The following is an 18,210-nucleotide window of genomic DNA, read 5'->3' on the forward strand; positions in this document are numbered from 1 at the left end:
GGAGGTATCCATCATGAAAAAGAAATGGATGTATTATGCTGCTTGCGGACTAGCTCTTTTTGGTCTTGCTGCTTGTTCTTCTAATGAATCTGCCGATGGCGATTCATCTGATAAAGGAGACGGCGGTTCGCTAGTCGTTTATTCACCAAACTCAGAGGGCTTAATCGGAGCAACTATTCCTGCCTTTGAAGAAAAATATGGTATCAAAGTAGAACTGATTCAAGCTGGTACTGGAGAACTTTTCAAAAAACTAGAGTCAGAAAAAGAAGCTCCTGTAGCTGATGTCATCTTTGGTGGTTCTTATACACAATATGCTACCCACGGAGAACTCTTTGAAAACTATACTTCAAAAGAAAATGATAATGTTATCAAAGAATATCAAAACACAACTGGCTACTCTACACCTTATACACTAGATGGTAGTGTTTTAATCGTCAATCCTGATTTAACGAAAGGCATGAACATCGAAGGATATAGCGACCTTCTCAAACCTGAACTAAAAGGAAAAATCGCAACTGCTGACCCAGCAAACTCTTCTAGCGCCTTTGCTCAATTAACAAATATGCTACAAGCTCAAGGTGGTTACAAAGACGATAAAGCTTGGTCTTATGTAAAAGATCTCTTCACACTTATTGATGGGAAAATCGGTTCAAGTTCATCTGGTGTCTATAAAGCAGTCGCTGACGGAGAAATGGCTGTTGGTCTCTCTTATGAAGATCCAGCAGTTAAACTCTTAAATGACGGAGCTAATATCAAGGTAGTCTATCCAAAAGAAGGAACAGTCTTCCTACCTGCTAGTGCTGCTATCGTTAAAAAAGCTAAAAATATGGAAAATGCCAAGAAATTTATCGATTTCATTATCTCTCAAGAAGTACAAGATACACTTGGTACAACCACTACTAACCGGCCTGTTCGTAAAAATGCTAAAACAAGCGAAAATATGAAACCAATTGACAAAATCAAAACACTCACTGAAGATTATGATTATGTCATCAAGAATAAATCAGATATCGTTAAGAAATACAACGAAGTCTTTACAGATATCCAATCTAAACAGTAAAAGAGGTTCACTATGAGTGAGATCAAAATTATTAACGCCAAAAAAATCTACCACGATGTCCCTGTTATTGAGAATTTGAACATTACAATTCCAAAAGGAAGTCTCTTTACCCTTCTTGGACCCTCAGGGTGTGGGAAAACGACCCTTCTTCGTATGATTGCAGGTTTCAACAGTATCGAAGGCGGAGAATTTTACTTCGATGATACAAAAATCAATAATATGGAACCCAGCAAACGCAATATCGGGATGGTTTTCCAAAACTACGCTATTTTCCCACATTTGACTGTCCGAGATAATGTTGCTTTTGGTCTCAAGCAAAAGAAGGTTCCAAAAGAAGAATTAGTACAACAGACCAATAAATATCTTGAACTCATGCAAATTGCTCAATATGCGGATCGAAAGCCTGATAAACTCAGTGGTGGACAACAACAACGTGTCGCCTTGGCACGTGCCTTAGCTGTTAATCCAAGTGTTCTCCTCATGGACGAGCCGCTCAGTAACCTAGATGCCAAACTTCGCTTGGATATGCGTCAAGCTATTCGAGAAATCCAACACGAAGTGGGAATTACAACCGTTTATGTGACCCACGACCAAGAAGAAGCCATGGCTATTTCAGACCAAATTGCTGTTATGAAAGACGGAGTTATCCAACAAATCGGTCGGCCAAAAGAACTCTATCATAAACCAGCTAATGAGTTTGTAGCAACCTTTATCGGACGCACAAATATTATCCCTGCTAATCTCGAAAAACGGAGCAACGGCGCTTATATCGTTTTTTCAGATGGCTATGCCCTTCGAATGCCAGCTCTTGATCAGGCTGAGGAGCAAGCTATTCATGTAAGTATTCGTCCTGAAGAGTTTATCAAAGATGAATCTGGAGATATTGAAGGAACTATTAGCGATAGCGTCTATCTTGGACTAAATACGGAGTATTTCATTGAGACAGGTTTTGCCTCAAAAATTCAAGTTAGCGAAGAATCAACTTTTGAAGAAGATCTACAAAAAGGCGATCGTATTCGTCTACGAATCAATACCCAAAAATTAAACGTCTTTTCTGCAGATGGTTCGCAAAACCTGATAAAAGGAGTCAACCATGGAACGTAAAAAACTAAATATTTGGACAGCCTCCTCTTTCTTCATCTTTCTTACCTATCTTGTCTTTCTGGTTTATCCTATCGTTACCGTGCTCAAGCAAGCACTCATACATGAAGGACAATTTTCACTAGCTAATTTTGTCACTTTCTTTGGTAAAGCCTACTACTCTGAGACACTTGTCAACAGTTTCAAGGTTTCCATTACCGCTACTGTCACTTCCTTAGTTGTAGGAACCCTATTAGCTTATCTCTTCTCTATGTATGACTTCAAGGGAAAGAAATTTCTACAAATATTGATTATCATTGCTTCTATGTCAGCTCCTTTCGTGGGAGCCTACTCCTGGATTCTCTTGCTGGGACGAAATGGGGTCATTACTAAATTCCTGACAAATGCCCTTCATCTTCCAGCTATCGATATTTATGGATTCAAAGGAATTGTACTTGTCTTTACACTGCAACTATTCCCACTGGTATTTCTATACGTTGCTGGGACAATGAAAAGTATTGACAATTCTCTACTTGAAGCTGCTGAAAGCATGGGGTCCTTCGGATTTAAGCGTATCGTAACGGTTGTTTTACCTCTCCTCGTTCCAACCTTACTAGCTGCTGCCCTACTTGTATTTATGAGAGCATTCTCAGACTTTGGGACACCTATGTTAATTGGTGAAGGATATCGGACTTTCCCAGTCTTGATTTATACCCAATTTATTAGCGAGGTTGGAGGAAATTCTGCTTTTGCATCTGCTTTAGCAATTATGGCGATTATCATTGCCTTGGCGATTTTCCTTATCCAAAAACACATTGCAAATCGCTACAGTTTCAGCATGAATTCGCTCCATCCAATTGAGCCTAAAAAAACTACAAAAGGAAAAATGGCTGCCATTTATACAACAGTCTACGGAATTATCTTTATCTCTGTTTTACCTCAAATCTACTTGATTTATACCTCTTTCCTAAAAACATCAGGTATGGTATTTGTCAAAGGTTATTCTCTAAATAGTTACAAGGTAGCTTTCAATCGTATGGGCTCTGCTATTTTCAATACTATTCGTATCCCTTTGATTGCCTTAGTTCTAGTTGTCCTATTCGCAACATTTATCTCCTACCTAGCCGTTAGAAAACGGAATTTGTTTACAAACTTAATTGACAGCCTCAGTATGGTACCTTATATTGTACCAGGAACCGTTCTAGGGATTGCCTTCATTTCTTCCTTCAATACTGGCCTATTTGGAAGTGGATTTCTTATGATTACAGGAACTGCTTTCATCTTGATTATGTCCCTATCTGTCAGAAGATTGCCTTATACTATTCGCTCATCTGTTGCTAGCTTACAACAAATAGCCCCAAGTATTGAAGAAGCCGCGGAAAGCTTAGGAAGTAGCCGTCTCAATACCTTTGCCAAGATTACAACTCCAATGATGCTATCTGGTATTATTTCTGGAGTCATCCTATCTTGGGTCACAATGATTTCAGAACTCTCTACTTCTATCCTCCTCTACAATGTCAAAACAAGAACAATGACTGTAGCTATTTATACAGAGGTTCTCAGAGGAAATTACGGTGTAGCCGCAGCCTTGTCAACTATCCTGACTGTTCTAACAGTAGCTTCCTTGCTCTTGTTCATGAAAATCTCTAAAAGCAACAGCATTACACTTTAGTTTTCCCCATCAAAAACAGCCGAAAGGATTACCCTCGGCTGTTTTTTCTTATCTTGATATTCCTATCAAATCCCTAGCTCATGGCAAGTAAGTCTAAACTGATTAAATAGAGGCTTCCTCCATCTTCTCACGTCCTAGTTCCCGGTAACTACGGTCGCCGACAACTTCTACGCTAAACTGACCGTCCTCATATTCAAGAATCGTCACGCTACCATTATCGAGACCATGTGGATGCATACCATTGATCAGATAAACAATGGTTCCAATGGTCATTCCATGGCTGACAACGAGAGCATTGCCCCCACCTTGCTCTTCCATTTCTTTGGCAATCGCTTCAAAACCTTCCTTAATTCGGCCACTGAGTTTTTCCCAGCCCTCAGCCCAACCAGCTGTATCGACCTCTACCAAACCCTCAGCCAGTTCCGCATAAGATAATTGGTGAACGTGGTCCACATTAAAGATACGAGGAATAATGCCCATGAAAAGATCGCCATCGTAGGCTCCATCAAAGCTACCAAAACACCATTCTCTGATACGCTTGTCCATGCGATAAGGGATTTTCCCCTGCAAACCAAGTTCATCAAGGATAATTCCCATTGTCTGAATGGTGCGACCAGAATCACTGGAATAAGCGCGCTCAAACTGTAGACCAGATTCTCGCAAACCGATTCCTAATTCTTGAATCCCTCGTTCACCTTCAGTTGTTAAGGGAGTATCGCTCCAACCTTGCGCGCGACCAATCGTGTTAAACATAGTCTTGCCATGACGTACCAAATACAATCGTACTTTTACCATTTTCCGTCCTCCGTTTGCTTCTATTATATCATGGATGATAAAACAAAAGCCACCCAGACAGGTGACTTTTGCAGGAGATTATTATGAAAAAGTTTAGGAGTTCTATTAAATAAAGATATTAGATGAAAATCAAATTCAAACTAAATCAGTGTTATCTGTTTCAAATAATATTAGGAGGTCTTTATTTAATGATTATAGTATACACATCCAACCTTAAATAGAACTTAAAATTTCTCTTATTTTTTTAATTTTTAAAACTATGAATTGGTGCTGGGATTTGTCCTCCACGAGAGATGAAATCAACAGACGAAGCCCCATTGACTTTCATAACTGGAGCTGTACCAAGAAGACCACCAAATTCAATCATATCGCCTTCTTTTCCTTTTGGAATGATACGAACAGCTGTTGTTTTCATGTTAATGACACCAATTGCAGCTTCATCTGCAATCATGGCCGCAATGGTTTCAGCAGGTGTATCCTCCGGAATGGCAATCATATCCAAACCAACGGAACAGATAGCCGTCATAGCTTCTAGTTTTTCCAAATTAAGAGAGCCATTTTGCACTGCAGCAATCATTCCCTCATCCTCTGAAACGGGGATAAAGGCACCAGACAAACCACCGACTTGGTTGCAGGCCATCACTCCGCCTTTCTTAACTTGGTCGTTCAAGAGAGCCAAGGCAGCTGTCGTCCCGTGTGTTCCAACTGTCTCAAGTCCCATTTCTTCTAGGACACGTGCTACAGAATCTCCAACCGCAGGAGTTGGCGCCAAACTCAAGTCCACAATACCAAACTCCACACCCAGTCTCTCACTAGCCATCTGACCAACCAATTGACCGATACGAGTGATTTTAAAGGCAGTCTTCTTGACTGTTTCTGCTACTACATCAAAACTCTCTCCACGAACTTTTTCCAAGGCACGTTTCACCACACCAGGACCAGAAACTCCAACATTGATGATAACATCTGCCTCCCCAACACCATGGAAGGCACCTGCCATAAATGGATTATCCTCAACAGCATTAGCAAACACAACCAACTTAGCTGCCCCCATATCAGATAGAGTTGCTGTTTCCTTGATAACTCGTCCCATATCTGCGACAGCCGTCATATTGATACCAGACTTGGTTGAGCCTATATTGACTGACGAGCAGACCTTGTCCGTTTCAGCCAAAGCACGAGGAATAGAATTGATAAGAATCTCATCTCCCTTTTGGTACCCCTTTTGTACCAAGGCAGAGAAACCACCAATAAAATCCACACCGATTTCTTTCGCAGCCTTATCAAGCGCTTTTGCCAGAACCACGTAGTCCGTCGCATCTGTCGCTGCCCCTATCAGAGAAATAGGTGTCACCGATACACGCTTATTAACGATAGGAATTCCCAACTCAGCCGCAATTTCATCACCAACAGCTACTAAATTAGCCGCCTTGGTCGTAATTTTTTGATATATTTTCTCCGCAGCACGATTGATATCTGGATCGATACAGTCCAAAAGAGAAATCCCCATGGTAATGGTTCTAATATCGAAGTTTTGCTCCTCAATCATGGCGATGGTTTCAGTAACTTGTCTAATATCCATGATGACCTCCTAGATATTATACATAGCTTCGAAAATCGCTGCACTCTGAATATTGATTTTTACATTCAAAGTTTGCCCAAAAGCTTCAAATTCATTACGAAGATAGGTAAAATCTTGCTTTTCATCACTAGATACAACAGCCATCATCGTAAAATATTCATCCAAGACAGTTTGAGAGATATCGTCAATATTCAATCCTAATTCTGCAATTTTACCAGAAACACCTGCAACAATTCCAGATTTATCTTTACCAACAACAGTTATAATCGCTTTCATAAGCAAACTCCAATTCTTCTTTTAATAGGAAACCTGAACATTAAACAGGATTCTTTTCAAATAGTATAGCATAATTCTAACGAAAATACTCAAAAACGCCTGCTTACGAAGTTGTTCTTAAGAAAAAAACAATTTCGTAAACAAGCGTCTACTATCCCAACTTATGATGAGTGTTCCCGCTAGGACCGAAATCCTAGCGGTAGACCAGAGCTAGACTAAGAGCACAAGACTCCATCATCATAACACTCAACAAAATTGATGATTTATACTAATTCGATGATCGCCATTGGCGCTGCATCACCACGACGTGGTTCAGTTTTAAGGATACGAGTGTATCCACCGTTACGTTCAGCATAACGAGGTGCGATTTCTGAGAACAATTTTTGAAGTGCTGTAGTAGAAGTGTACTTATCAGTTGCTTCATCATAGTTTTCAGATGCGATTTCATTACGTACGAAAGCAGCTGCTTGACGACGTGCATGCAAATCACCACGTTTACCTAGAGTAATCATTTTTTCAACAGTTTTACGGATTTCTTTAGCACGAGCTTCAGTTGTCACGATTGATTCGTTGATCAAAAGGTCAGTTGTCAAATCGCGAAGCATTGCTTTACGTTGTGAGCTAGTGCGTCCTAGTTTACGGTAAGCCATGTATTCCTCCTTTATTTATCTTTTAATCCAAGACCCAAATCAATGAGTTTGAGTTTCACTTCTTCCAAACTCTTGCGTCCAAGATTTCGTACTTTCATCATCTCTGCTTCAGATTTTTCTGTCAAATCATGCACAGTATTGATACCGGCACGTTTCAAACAGTTGTATGAACGCACAGACAAGTCCAGTTCCTCAATCGTACGATCCAAGATACGGTCGTCAGATTCAGTATCAGCTTCTTTCATCACTTCAGTTGACTTAGCAATCTCAGTAAGATTTGTAAACAAATCAAGATGTTCTGTCAAAATACGTGCTGAAAGCCCTAAAGCATCTTCTGGAATAATTGTTCCATTTGTCAAGATTTCAAGGGTTAATTTGTCAAATCCATCATTGCTACCTACACGAGCAGGTTCCACTTGATAGTTGACTTTTGTAACTGGTGTATAAATAGAATCTACAGCAAGTGTTCCAACTGGTGCATTATCTTTTTTATTTTCATCAGCAGGTACATATCCACGACCACTGTTAACAGTCATAGTCGCTTTTAGAGAAGAACCTTCACCGATTGTAAAGAGATAATGATCTGGATTTACAATTTCAATATCGCTATCTGTCAAAATGTCACCAGCTGTTACTTCAGCAGGACCTTCAACATCCAGTTCGATGATTTTTTCGTCTTCAACGTACGATTTCACTGCAATTCCTTTAATGTTCAGAATGATTTGCATCACGTCTTCACGAACACCTGGAACTGTGTCAAACTCATGTAACACACCATCAATGTTGATAGATGTCACAGCTGCTCCTGGTAGAGAAGCTAGAAGTACACGACGAAGAGAGTTACCAAGAGTTGTACCGTAGCCACGTTCAAGTGGTTCAATTACAAACTTGCCATAATCTTTATTTTCATCAATTTTTGTTATATTTGGTTTTTCAAACTCGATCATTTAGTTACTCCCTCTTAAACGAAAAGCAGTGTAATGCGATGATTATACACGGCGACGTTTTGGAGGACGAGCACCATTGTGTGGCACTGGAGTCACATCACGAATTGCTGTTACTTCAAGACCAGCGGCAGCAAGCGCACGAATAGCTGACTCACGACCAGAACCTGGACCTTTTACAGTAACTTCAACTGATTTAAGACCGTGTTCTTGTGCAGATTTAGCAGCAGCTTCAGAAGCCATTTGAGCAGCGAATGGTGTAGATTTACGAGAACCTTTGAAACCAAGAGCACCAGCTGATGACCAAGCAATTGCATTACCATGCACATCAGTAATCATAACAATAGTGTTATTAAATGTAGCGTGAATATGAGCAATACCAGATTCGATATTCTTTTTCACACGACGTTTACGTGTTGGTTTAGCCAAGACTTTTACCTCCTATATTATTTTTTCTTACCAGCAATCGCAACAGCTTTACCTTTACGAGTGCGAGCGTTGTTTTTAGTGTTTTGTCCACGGACAGGAAGTCCACGACGGTGACGGATACCACGGTATGAACCGATTTCCATCAAACGTTTGATGTTCAAGTTTACTTCACGACGAAGGTCACCTTCAACTTTGATTGCATCCACTTCACGACGGATAGCATCTTCTTGATCTGATGTGAGATCACGTACACGAACATCTTCTGAGATTCCAGCAGCAGCCAAAATTTTCTTAGATGTTGCAAGTCCGATACCATAAACATAAGTCAATGAGATTACTACGCGTTTGTCATTTGGAATGTCAACTCCAGCAATACGAGCCATGTTTTCTCCTTTCTATCTTATCCTTGACGTTGTTTGTGTTTTGGATTTGCTGGGCAAATTACCATAACACGACCATTACGACGAATAACTTTACAGTATTCGCAAATTGGTTTGACCGATGGTCTTACTTTCATTTCTTATCCCTCCAAGTTTTTCGATTATTTAAAGCGGTAAGTGATACGTCCACGTGTCAAGTCATATGGACTCATTTCGACAGTAACACGATCTCCCGCTAAAATACGAATATAGTTTTTACGAATTTTACCAGAAACTGTTGCTAAAATCTGATGTCCATTTTCAAGTTCAACCGTAAACATTGCATTCGGCATTGTATCAACTACTTTGCCTTCAACTTCAATCACATCGTCTTTTGCCACGCAAAAGCACCTCCATAAATTTCGATTCGATGCCTCTAGACACAGAGACAACAATTATAAGTCAGACTATCTCAGTATAACATTTGTAGCGGATTTTTGCAAGTGTGAAAAACGCTTTATTTCAAATTTGTCAATACTTTTTCGATATCTGAGAAGACATCATTGATATCTTGATTACCTTCGATGTCATGAACCAAACCTTTGGCACGGTAGTGAGCAATGATTGGTTCCCCTTGAGCAATATTCACATCCAAACGACGTTTGACTGTCTCAGGTTTGTCATCTTCACGTTGGTAATAATCTTCTTCTTTATAGTCAACTGGTGGGTTAAAGATCTTGTGGAAAGTTTCTCCAGTTACGCGGTGGATAATACGACCACTCAAACGTTCCAAAAGGCTGTCAGGATTTACTTCAATGTTGATAACACCTTCTAGTTCAATGCCAAGTTCAGCCAATGTTTTGTCCAAGGCATGAGCTTGTTCGATTGTACGTGGATAACCATCCAACAAGAATCCTGTTTCTTTAATATCATCTTGTGAAAGTCGTTCTTTTACGATTCCGTTTGTAACTTCATCAGGAACTAATTCACCCTTGTCAATATATGACTTAGCAAGAACACCCATTTCAGTTTGATTTGCCATTGCAGCTCGGAACATATCACCTGTTGAGATATGTGCAACATGGAATTGTTCTACGATTTTTGCTGCTTGAGTTCCCTTACCTGCACCAGGTAAGCCCATAATCAAAAGATTCATGATTTGATCTCCTTATTTTATTTTTAAATAGAAGCAAAAAATCTTTTCACCCCTATTTAAAAACAAAATAGAAGAGGGGAGACCAAACTCTCACAAATGTCAGAGTTTAAATCTCCACTCCCTCAGCATTTACTGATTCATACTCAATGAAAATCAAAGAGCAAACTAGGAAGCTAGCCGCAGGTTGCTCAAAGCACTGCTTTGAGGTTGCAGATAAAGCTGACGTGGTTTGAAGAGATTTTCGAAGAGTATCAGTAAATACTTTTATTCTGTTCTATCCATGAAACCAACATACTTACGTTTCAATAGGTAACCTTCCAATTGCTTGATTCCTTCAATACCTGTAGAGATAATGATCAAGAGACTTGTTCCCCCAAAGGCAACAACATCAGAAAGACCAAATACATCTTTAGCTGCAATCGGCAAAATGGAAATCACACCAAGGAAGAGGGAACCAACAGTTGCAAGACGACGAAGAAGTTTAGACATATATTCTTCTGTACCTTTACCAGGACGAACTCCATGGATATAGGCACCGCTCTTTTGTAGGTTCTCTGCCGCTTTTTCAGGATTAATCTGCACAAACGTATAGAAGAATGTAAAGAGAATAATCAACAAAGCATACATGGCAATACCAGTTGGAGAAGTGGTTGCCAACATCTCTTGTGCTACCCTTACCCAAGCCCAATCATGACCTGTAGCGCTCAAAAACTGAAGAATCGCCGCAGGCGCTGCAGTAATGGAACTGGCAAAGATAACAGGGATAACTCCAGCAGGGTTTACCTTCAATGGAAGGTAAGAGCTAGATGGAGCACCTTGTGCAACCTTCGTATATTGGATTGGAATTTTGTATTCTGCTTGTTGAACATAAGTTGTAAAGTAAATGATCAACAATACAGTAATAATCAAAATGATTACGAAAATGATAGATGAAGTGATACGGCTACTTGGGACGTTCACAAAGTAGTCCACATAGATGCCCTGAATCATCTCTGGAATTGAGGCAACAATCCCGGCAAAGATAATCATGGAAACACCGTTTCCGTATCCCTTATCTGTAATTTGCTCACCCAACCAAGTGACAATCATACTACCAGCTGTTAAGATGATACCAATCGTCAGAAAAACTTGTGGAGTTAAAGCAGTTTTAATCAATTGAGCTCCAGCCAAGGTATTAAAACCAGCTGTAATCCCGATAGATTGCACAAAAGCGAGAACTAGAGCAATATAACGAGTGGCTTGATTCAATTTTCTTCGGCCTACTTCCCCTTGTTTTCCCCACTCTACAAACTTGGGTAAAATATCCATTTGCAAGAGCTGGACAACAATAGAAGCGGTGATATAAGGACTAACTCCTAGGGCAAAAATCGAAAAGTTTTTTAGGGCATTCCCTGAGACCAAGCTCAACATGTTTAAGAAGGATAATCCACTTAAAGCATTCAAGCTATTGGCATTCACACCAGGAACTGTAATGCTAGTCCCGATACGAAAGACCAAAACGATAAAAATTGTAAATAAAATTTTTGATCGAACCTGCTTGACTTTAAGAGCTTCTCTTAATAATTTAAAAAACATAGGTCACCTCTCTTAGATGACTTCTACTGAACCACCTTTAGCAGTGATAGCTTCTTCAGCTGATTTAGAGAATTTAGCTGCTTTCACAGTCAATTTCTTAGTCAACTCACCGTTACCAAGAATTTTAATACCTGATTTTTCAGCTTTAACAATTCCTGCTTCGATAAGAACAACTGGAGTTACTTCAGCACCATCTTCAAAGACGTTCAATTGGTCAAGGTTCACAATTGCGTATTCTTTAGCGTTGATGTTAGTGAATCCACGTTTTGGAAGACGACGGAACAATGGAGTTTGTCCACCTTCAAAACCAAGGCGAACTCCGCCACCGCTACGAGCTTTTTGACCTTTTTGACCACGACCAGATGTTTTACCGTTACCTGATGAAGTACCACGACCAACGCGGTTACGTACTTTACGAGAACCTTCTGCAGGTTTCAATTCATGAAGTTTCATTTTTATTTTCTCCTCTTTTGTAAAATGCTAGCGCCGATAAGGGAGAAAAGGTTGTCTCCCCCATCAACTCGCCTATACGACGTCATCATAGATGACTATATCTAGTTTTAGGGGATGGTATAGTGCACATCCCCTAAAAATTCATTAGTTTACTTCTTCAACTGTTACCAAGTGAGATACTGCTGTGATCATACCACGGATAGCAGCGTTATCTTCTTTAATAACAGAGCTGTTCAATTTGCCAAGTCCAAGTGCTACAACAGTTTTACGTTGTGATGGAATGCGTCCGATTGGAGACTTAGTCAAAGTAATTTTAATTTGAGCCATTTTATCCCCTTTCTTATGCCAAATCAGAAACTGAAATACCACGAAGGGCAGCAACTTCTTCAGCGCGTTTCAATTGTTTCAAACCTTCAACAGTTGCACGAACAATGTTGATTGGAGTGTTAGAACCAAGTGATTTAGATGTAATATCTGCCACACCTGCCAATTCCACAACGGCACGAACTGCACCACCAGCGGCAACTCCAGAACCTTCTACAGCAGGTTTCAACAATACTTTAGCTCCACCGAATTCTGAAAGAACTTCGTGTGGGATTGTTGTTCCAACCATAGGAACTTCGATCAAGTTTTTCTTAGCATCATCTACTGCTTTACGGATTGCTTCTGGAACTTCTTGAGCTTTACCAGTACCAAATCCTACGCGACCGTTGTGGTCACCAACAACAACAAGAGCTGCGAAACGAAGACGACGTCCACCTTTAACAACTTTTGTAACACGGTTGACAGCAACTACGCGTTCTTCTAATTCAACTGCATTGTCTTTAAATGCCATTTTCTAGTGTCCTCCTATTAGAATTTCAATCCGTTTTCACGAGCTGCATCAGCCAAAGCTTTCACACGTCCGTGATATAGATATCCACCGCGGTCGAACACCACTTCTGAAATACCTTTAGCGTTTGCACGTTCTGCAACGAGTTTACCGACAGCAACGGCTTGTTCAGTTTTAGTTCCTTTTGAAACTTCTTTGTCAAGAGTTGAAGCACTTGCGAGCGTTACACCCGCTACGTCATCAATCACTTGAGCGTAGATGCCTGTATTAGAACGGAATACGTTCAAACGTGGGCGATCAGCAGTTCCAGAGAGTTTTCCGCGAACGCGACGGTGGCGTTTTTGGCGGAGTTTGTTTTTATCTGGTTTTGAAATCACAGTTTTCACCTCTTTAGTTTTAAATCGTGTGCTATGCACAAAGTTGGAAAATAGGTTGGTGGTTGAAAATCAACCACTCAACATTATTTACCTGTTTTACCTTCTTTACGGCGAACGAATTCACCAACGTAACGGATACCTTTACCTTTATATGGTTCTGGTGAACGAAGGCTACGTACGTAAGCAGCTGTTTGCCCAACTACTTCTTTTGAAATTCCGCTAACAACGATTGTTGTTGGGTTTGGAAGTTCAAAAGTAATTCCTTCTGGAGCTTCAACTTCGTCTGGATGAGATTTACCAACAGCCAAAACAAGTTTAGATCCTTGAAGTTGTGCACGGTAACCAACCCCGCGCATTTCAAGTTCTTTCTTGAATCCTTCTGATACACCAACAACCATGTTGTTCAAAAGGGCACGAGTAGTTCCGTGGATAGTTTTCATTTCTTTTGAATCGTTTGGACGGTGAAGAGTTACTTCAGTGCCTTCCACACGGATTTCAATATCTTTTGAGAACTCACGAGTAAGTTCTCCTTTAGGTCCTTTTACAGTTACAAGGTTGTCATTGTTAGTGAGTTCAACACCAGCAGGCAACACGATAACTTTATTACCAATACGTGACATGTTTATTTTCTCCTGTTAAATTGTCAGGCCAGAACGGCCAGTTTTCACGGGGGCTAAATCGATTTCTCGATTTAAAGGAACATTTAGGTTTCAATTTCAAAGTGAATCTAGGCATCGTCTCGCAGGCATAACTTTGGGTTAGGCAAGAGACGATAACGAAGAGTCACAAAGAAATTGGGAGCTAAATATTACCAAACGTAAGCGATAACTTCTCCACCAACATTCTTTTGGCGTGCTTCTTTATCAGTAAGCAAACCTTCAGAAGTTGAAAGGATAGCAATTCCAAGTCCGTTAAGAACTTTTGGAAGGTCTTCACGTTTTTTGTAGACACGAAGTCCTGGTTTAGAAACACGTTTCAAGTTAGTGATAACTTTTTCACCGTTTGGTCCGTATTTAAGGAATACACGGATGATGCCTTGTTTGTCATCTTCGATGATTTCAACGTTTTTTACAAAACCTTCGCGTTTAAGGATTTCAGCAATCCCTTTTTTGATGTTTGATGCAGGTACTTCAAGTACTTCGTGTTTAGCTTGGTTAGCGTTACGAATACGAGTTAGGAAGTCTGCGATTGGGTCAGTCATAACCATTTTGTTTTTCTCCTCTTACTAGTAGTTTGCAAGTTGCACTTGCTAGTTAACACATGATACAAAGAGCGTAACAGCAAGAGCAAAAATAGGCAATTTGATGCAGGAGCGATGCTCCAAAGAAAATTGGTCTTTTTTGCCAAAGCTGTAGCTCGTGTTCAAATTGGCAAGCCCAACTGAACCCGGGCTAAACTCTGTGTGAAAAAGATAAACTTTCCTAGAAACTTTAGTTTCTTCGTCAAGTTCCCTATTTTCACTTGGAGTTTTGACGCCCTTGATATCTTAAATTACCAAGATGCTTTTGTTACACCAGGAATTTGTCCTTTGTAAGCTAATTCACGGAAGCAAACACGGCAAAGTTTAAATTTGCGGTAAACTGAATGTGGACGACCACATTTTTCACAACGAGTATAAGCTTGAGTAGAGAACTTCGCTGGACGTTTGTTCTTAGCAATCATTGATTTTTTAGCCATTAGATTTACCTCCTATATTATTTTGCAAAAGGCATTCCAAGGCCTGTAAGCAATGCACGTGACTCTTCGTCAGTGTTAGCAGTTGTTACGATAACGATGTCAAGACCACGAGTTTTGTCAACGTCATCGAAGTTGATTTCTGGGAAGATCAATTGTTCTTTCACACCAAGTGTGTAGTTTCCGCGTCCATCAAATGATTTTGTTGGAACACCGTGGAAGTCACGTACACGTGGAAGTGAAACTGAAACCAATTTATCCAAGAATTCGTACATACGTTCACCACGAAGGGTAACTTTTGCACCGATCGCAACACCTTCACGAAGACGGAAGCCGGCGATTGATTTTTTAGCTTTAGTGATAAGTGGTTTTTGACCTGAGATAAGTGCCAATTCTTCAGCAGCTTTTTCAAGGCTTTTAGCGTTTGATACAGCTTCACCAACACCCATGTTCAAAACGATCTTATCTACTTTAGGCACAGCCATCACTGATGAGTAGTTGAATTGTTCTGTCAAAGCAGGAACTACTTCATTAAGATATTTTTCTTTTAAACGATTTGCCATTATACTTCTCCTTTCCTTCGTGATTAATCAAGCACTTCGCCTGATTTTTTGTTGTAGCGAACTTTTTTACCGTCTACAAATTTGTAACCAACACGACCAGCTACACCATTTTTGTCCAAAACTTGAACGTTTGATACGTGGATAGCTGCTTCTTTCTCGATGATACCACCTTGAGGAAGCTCGTTAGTTGGACGTTGGTGTTTCTTAACGATGTTAACACCTTCAACGATAACTTTGTTTACTTTTGGAAGGGCAGTAAGGACAACAGCTTCTGTTCCCTTATCTTTACCAGCGATTACGCGAACTTTGTCGCCTTTTTTTACAAACATTAGGTTTCTCCTTGATTTTTCTTACGCCCATAAGGGCACCCTGGAGGTAAATCCAGGGGACTAGTTTGTTTCTAAAAATTAAAGTACTTCTGGAGCAAGTGACACGATCTTCATGAAGCCACCTTCACGCAATTCACGTGCAACTGGGCCAAAGATACGTGTTCCGCGAGGAGTTTTGTCTTCACGGATGATAACTGCTGCGTTTTCGTCAAATTTGATGTATGAACCATCAGCACGACGAGCACCTGATTTAGTACGAACGATAACTGCTTTAACAACGTCACCTTTTTTAACCGCACCACCAGGAGTAGCTTGTTTTACAGATGCCACGATAACATCACCGATGTTTGCAAATTTACGTCCTGAACCACCAAGAACTTTGATAGTCAAGATTTCGCGAGCACCGCTGTTGTCTGCGACTTTCAAACGAGTTTCTGTTTGAATCATTTCAGTTTTCTCCTTTCAGGTTTGATTAGATGATGACCGCTTCTTCAACAACTTCTACAAGACGGAAACGTTTTGTAGCTGAAAGCGGGCGAGTTTCCATGATACGTACGATATCGCCTTCTTTGGCAACATTGTTTTCATCATGAGCTTTGTATTTTTTAGAGTAGTTAATACGTTTACCATAGACTGGGTGGTTACGTTTTGTTTCAACTACAACTGTGATTGTCTTGTCCATTTTGTCAGATACAACACGTCCAACAAGAACTTTACGATTATTGCGTTCCATTGAAATTTCTCCTTCCCTAGTCTATTATTTCGCTTCAGATTGAACTGTTTTGATACGAGCGATTTGTTTTTTAACTTCTTTCAAGCGAGCTGTTTGTTCCAATTGACCAGTAGCAGCTTGGAAACGAAGTTCAAACAATTCTTTTTTCAATTCGTTTTCGCGCTTCGCGAGTTCTTCTTGAGAAAGACCACGAAGTTCTTTAACAAATTCTTTTACTTCATTAAGTTTCATGCCTTCTCCTTATTCTGCTTCACGTTTTACGAATTTACATTTAACTGGCAATTTGTGGCTAGCAAGACGAAGCGCTTCGCGTGCAATCTCTTCAGATACACCAGCGATTTCGAACATCACTTTACCACGTTTAACTGGTGCTACCCAACCTTCAGGTGCCCCTTTACCAGATCCCATACGCACACCGATAGCTTTAGCAGTGTATGATTTGTGTGGGAAGATTTTAATCCAAACTTTACCACCACGTTTCATGTAACGAGTCATGGCGATACGAGCAGCTTCGATTTGGCGGTTAGTGATCCAGTGGCTAGTTGTAGCTTGAAGACCGTATTCACCGAATGCTACTTCTTTTCCACCTTTTGCTTCACCGCGCATTTTTCCACGGAATTCACGACGGTGTTTAACACGTTTAGGTACTAACATTGGTTATTTACCTCCTTTAGTGTTTTTGCGAGCTGGAAGAACTTCACCACGGTAGATCCATACTTTAACACCAAGTTTACCGTATGTAGTATCTGCTTCTTCCCAAGCGTAATCGATATCTGCACGAAGTGTGTGAAGCGGAACAGTTCCTTCAGAGTATCCTTCAGCACGGGCGATATCTGCACCGTTCAAACGACCTGATACTTGAGTTTTGATTCCTTTAGCTCCAGCACGCATTGCACGTTGGATTGCTTGTTTTTGTGCACGACGGAAAGCAACACGTTGCTCCAATTGACGAGCAATTCCTTCACCTACAAGGTGAGCATCCAAATCAGGTTGTTTGATTTCGATGATGTTGATGTGTACTTGTTTTCCAGTCAATTTGTTAAGTTTTGCACGGAGTGCATCAACGTTAGCACCACCTTTACCGATAACCATACCTGGTTTAGCAGTGTGAAGTGAAACGTTAACTTTGTTTACTGCGCGTTCGATTTCAATAGTTGAAACTGCTGCGTCAGCAAGTTCTTTTTGAACGAATTTACGGATTGCAAGATCTTCATGAAGGTAATCCGCGTATTCTTTTTCAGCATACCATTTGGCATCCCAATCACGGATGATGCCGACACGCATACCAATTGGATGTACTTTTTGACCCACGATTTTACCTCCTTATTTTTCTGCAACAGCTACAGTGATGTGAGCTGTACGTTTGTTGATTGGTGAAGCTGAACCTTTCGCACGTGGACGGAAACGTTTCATAGTTGGTCCTTCGTTTGCGAATGCTTCAGATACTACCAAGTTAGCTTTATCCAAACCAAAGTTGTTTTCAGCGTTAGCTACAGCTGAGTTCAAAACTTTCAAGATGATTTCAGCAGCTTTGTTTGGAGTGAATGTCAAGATTGCGATTGCATCGGCTACGCTTTTACCACGGATGTTATCAAGAACAAGACGTGATTTACGAGGTGAAACACGTACTGTACGAGCCATTGCTTTAGCTGAAGTAATTTCTGCCATTTA

Annotated in this window: 29 protein-coding genes; 3 read left to right on the forward strand and 26 right to left on the reverse strand. The window is 40.4% G+C overall.

Annotated features, from left to right (window positions below; all coding sequences use genetic code 11):
- The first annotated feature begins 13 nt into the window (after window positions 1-13).
- Genes HT696_RS02670 through HT696_RS02680 form a run of 3 tightly spaced genes read left to right on the forward strand, consistent with a single transcriptional unit; the run spans window position 14 to window position 3,812 of the window.
- A complete protein-coding gene (locus tag HT696_RS02670) occupies window positions 14-1,060 on the forward strand; it encodes an ABC transporter substrate-binding protein (protein WP_023946787.1) in 1,047 nt (348 codons plus the stop codon).
- Window positions 1,061-1,072: 12 nt separating this feature from the next.
- Window positions 1,073-2,164, forward strand: a complete 1,092-nt coding sequence (locus HT696_RS02675; protein ID WP_173234365.1) for an ABC transporter ATP-binding protein — start codon at window positions 1,073-1,075, stop codon at window positions 2,162-2,164.
- Window positions 2,154-3,812: an iron ABC transporter permease gene (locus tag HT696_RS02680; RefSeq protein WP_173283306.1), complete on the forward strand. Its 1,659-nt coding sequence runs from the start codon at window positions 2,154-2,156 to the stop codon at window positions 3,810-3,812. Before HT696_RS02675 ends, HT696_RS02680 begins: the two co-directional genes overlap by 11 nt.
- Before the next feature lie 102 nt (window positions 3,813-3,914).
- Here HT696_RS02680 and HT696_RS02685 read toward each other — a convergent pair whose 3' ends face one another.
- The 26 genes from HT696_RS02685 to rplV all read right to left on the reverse strand — a co-directional run bounded on the left by HT696_RS02685 (window position 3,915) and on the right by rplV (window position 18,207).
- The gene (locus HT696_RS02685) at window positions 3,915-4,607 is read right to left on the reverse strand and encodes a histidine phosphatase family protein (RefSeq protein WP_050261297.1); all 693 of its coding nucleotides are present in this window, start codon (window positions 4,605-4,607) and stop codon (window positions 3,915-3,917) included.
- 244 nt (window positions 4,608-4,851) lie between these two features.
- Complete coding sequence (locus HT696_RS02690; protein WP_173234359.1) at window positions 4,852-6,189, reverse strand: PFL family protein; 1,338 nt, start codon at window positions 6,187-6,189, stop codon at window positions 4,852-4,854.
- Between the two features lie 9 nt (window positions 6,190-6,198).
- On the reverse strand, window positions 6,199-6,465 hold the full coding sequence (locus tag HT696_RS02695; protein WP_000644124.1) for an ACT domain-containing protein: 267 nt from the start codon (window positions 6,463-6,465) through the stop codon (window positions 6,199-6,201).
- Window positions 6,466-6,728: 263 nt separating this feature from the next.
- Window positions 6,729-7,115: a 50S ribosomal protein L17 gene (gene rplQ / locus HT696_RS02700; RefSeq protein ID WP_000331493.1), complete on the reverse strand. Its 387-nt coding sequence runs from the start codon at window positions 7,113-7,115 to the stop codon at window positions 6,729-6,731.
- Window positions 7,116-7,126: 11 nt separating this feature from the next.
- The gene (locus HT696_RS02705) at window positions 7,127-8,062 is read right to left on the reverse strand and encodes a DNA-directed RNA polymerase subunit alpha (RefSeq protein WP_000568988.1); all 936 of its coding nucleotides are present in this window, start codon (window positions 8,060-8,062) and stop codon (window positions 7,127-7,129) included.
- 42 nt (window positions 8,063-8,104) lie between these two features.
- On the reverse strand, window positions 8,105-8,488 hold the full coding sequence (gene rpsK / locus HT696_RS02710; RefSeq protein WP_001118385.1) for a 30S ribosomal protein S11: 384 nt from the start codon (window positions 8,486-8,488) through the stop codon (window positions 8,105-8,107).
- A gap of 17 nt (window positions 8,489-8,505) precedes the next feature.
- A complete protein-coding gene (rpsM, locus tag HT696_RS02715) occupies window positions 8,506-8,871 on the reverse strand; it encodes a 30S ribosomal protein S13 (RefSeq protein WP_000090781.1) in 366 nt (121 codons plus the stop codon).
- A 17-nt stretch (window positions 8,872-8,888) separates the two neighbouring features.
- On the reverse strand, window positions 8,889-9,005 hold the full coding sequence (gene rpmJ / locus HT696_RS02720; RefSeq protein WP_001808836.1) for a 50S ribosomal protein L36: 117 nt from the start codon (window positions 9,003-9,005) through the stop codon (window positions 8,889-8,891).
- A 24-nt stretch (window positions 9,006-9,029) separates the two neighbouring features.
- Window positions 9,030-9,248, reverse strand: a complete 219-nt coding sequence (gene infA, locus HT696_RS02725) for a translation initiation factor IF-1 (protein ID WP_001029883.1) — start codon at window positions 9,246-9,248, stop codon at window positions 9,030-9,032.
- Window positions 9,249-9,364: 116 nt separating this feature from the next.
- Window positions 9,365-10,003, reverse strand: a complete 639-nt coding sequence (locus HT696_RS02730) for an adenylate kinase (RefSeq protein ID WP_084927969.1) — start codon at window positions 10,001-10,003, stop codon at window positions 9,365-9,367.
- 264 nt (window positions 10,004-10,267) lie between these two features.
- A complete protein-coding gene (gene secY / locus HT696_RS02735; RefSeq protein ID WP_049511466.1) occupies window positions 10,268-11,578 on the reverse strand; it encodes a preprotein translocase subunit SecY in 1,311 nt (436 codons plus the stop codon).
- Between the two features lie 12 nt (window positions 11,579-11,590).
- Entirely contained in the window at window positions 11,591-12,031 is a 441-nt protein-coding gene (gene rplO / locus HT696_RS02740) for a 50S ribosomal protein L15 (protein ID WP_000766087.1), read from the reverse strand.
- A 144-nt stretch (window positions 12,032-12,175) separates the two neighbouring features.
- Window positions 12,176-12,358 (reverse strand): 50S ribosomal protein L30, encoded by a 183-nt coding sequence (gene rpmD, locus HT696_RS02745; RefSeq protein WP_000057241.1) that lies wholly within the window; start codon window positions 12,356-12,358, stop codon window positions 12,176-12,178.
- Between the two features lie 13 nt (window positions 12,359-12,371).
- Window positions 12,372-12,866, reverse strand: a complete 495-nt coding sequence (rpsE, locus tag HT696_RS02750) for a 30S ribosomal protein S5 (protein ID WP_000874202.1) — start codon at window positions 12,864-12,866, stop codon at window positions 12,372-12,374.
- 17 nt (window positions 12,867-12,883) lie between these two features.
- A complete protein-coding gene (gene rplR / locus HT696_RS02755; protein ID WP_000624044.1) occupies window positions 12,884-13,240 on the reverse strand; it encodes a 50S ribosomal protein L18 in 357 nt (118 codons plus the stop codon).
- A gap of 83 nt (window positions 13,241-13,323) precedes the next feature.
- Complete coding sequence (rplF, locus tag HT696_RS02760; RefSeq protein WP_000086635.1) at window positions 13,324-13,860, reverse strand: 50S ribosomal protein L6; 537 nt, start codon at window positions 13,858-13,860, stop codon at window positions 13,324-13,326.
- Window positions 13,861-14,048: 188 nt separating this feature from the next.
- Window positions 14,049-14,447, reverse strand: coding sequence for a 30S ribosomal protein S8 (rpsH, locus tag HT696_RS02765; protein ID WP_000245504.1), 399 nt, complete (start codon window positions 14,445-14,447; stop codon window positions 14,049-14,051).
- 284 nt (window positions 14,448-14,731) lie between these two features.
- Window positions 14,732-14,917, reverse strand: a complete 186-nt coding sequence (locus tag HT696_RS02770) for a type Z 30S ribosomal protein S14 (protein ID WP_001085697.1) — start codon at window positions 14,915-14,917, stop codon at window positions 14,732-14,734.
- A 17-nt stretch (window positions 14,918-14,934) separates the two neighbouring features.
- A complete protein-coding gene (rplE, locus tag HT696_RS02775) occupies window positions 14,935-15,477 on the reverse strand; it encodes a 50S ribosomal protein L5 (RefSeq protein ID WP_000013542.1) in 543 nt (180 codons plus the stop codon).
- A gap of 23 nt (window positions 15,478-15,500) precedes the next feature.
- Window positions 15,501-15,806: a 50S ribosomal protein L24 gene (rplX, locus tag HT696_RS02780; RefSeq protein ID WP_000497691.1), complete on the reverse strand. Its 306-nt coding sequence runs from the start codon at window positions 15,804-15,806 to the stop codon at window positions 15,501-15,503.
- A 78-nt stretch (window positions 15,807-15,884) separates the two neighbouring features.
- Window positions 15,885-16,253 (reverse strand): 50S ribosomal protein L14, encoded by a 369-nt coding sequence (gene rplN, locus HT696_RS02785; protein ID WP_000616545.1) that lies wholly within the window; start codon window positions 16,251-16,253, stop codon window positions 15,885-15,887.
- Between the two features lie 25 nt (window positions 16,254-16,278).
- Entirely contained in the window at window positions 16,279-16,539 is a 261-nt protein-coding gene (rpsQ, locus tag HT696_RS02790; protein WP_000440801.1) for a 30S ribosomal protein S17, read from the reverse strand.
- A 24-nt stretch (window positions 16,540-16,563) separates the two neighbouring features.
- Window positions 16,564-16,770: a 50S ribosomal protein L29 gene (gene rpmC / locus HT696_RS02795; protein WP_000772918.1), complete on the reverse strand. Its 207-nt coding sequence runs from the start codon at window positions 16,768-16,770 to the stop codon at window positions 16,564-16,566.
- Between the two features lie 9 nt (window positions 16,771-16,779).
- Window positions 16,780-17,193, reverse strand: a complete 414-nt coding sequence (rplP, locus tag HT696_RS02800) for a 50S ribosomal protein L16 (protein WP_000960946.1) — start codon at window positions 17,191-17,193, stop codon at window positions 16,780-16,782.
- Window positions 17,194-17,196: 3 nt separating this feature from the next.
- The gene (rpsC, locus tag HT696_RS02805; RefSeq protein WP_000529936.1) at window positions 17,197-17,850 is read right to left on the reverse strand and encodes a 30S ribosomal protein S3; all 654 of its coding nucleotides are present in this window, start codon (window positions 17,848-17,850) and stop codon (window positions 17,197-17,199) included.
- Window positions 17,851-17,862: 12 nt separating this feature from the next.
- The gene (rplV, locus tag HT696_RS02810; RefSeq protein ID WP_000818137.1) at window positions 17,863-18,207 is read right to left on the reverse strand and encodes a 50S ribosomal protein L22; all 345 of its coding nucleotides are present in this window, start codon (window positions 18,205-18,207) and stop codon (window positions 17,863-17,865) included.
- Window positions 18,208-18,210 lie beyond the last annotated feature (3 nt).

Source organism: Streptococcus sp. 9903, assembly GCF_013276625.1.
Lineage (GTDB): Bacteria > Bacillota > Bacilli > Lactobacillales > Streptococcaceae > Streptococcus.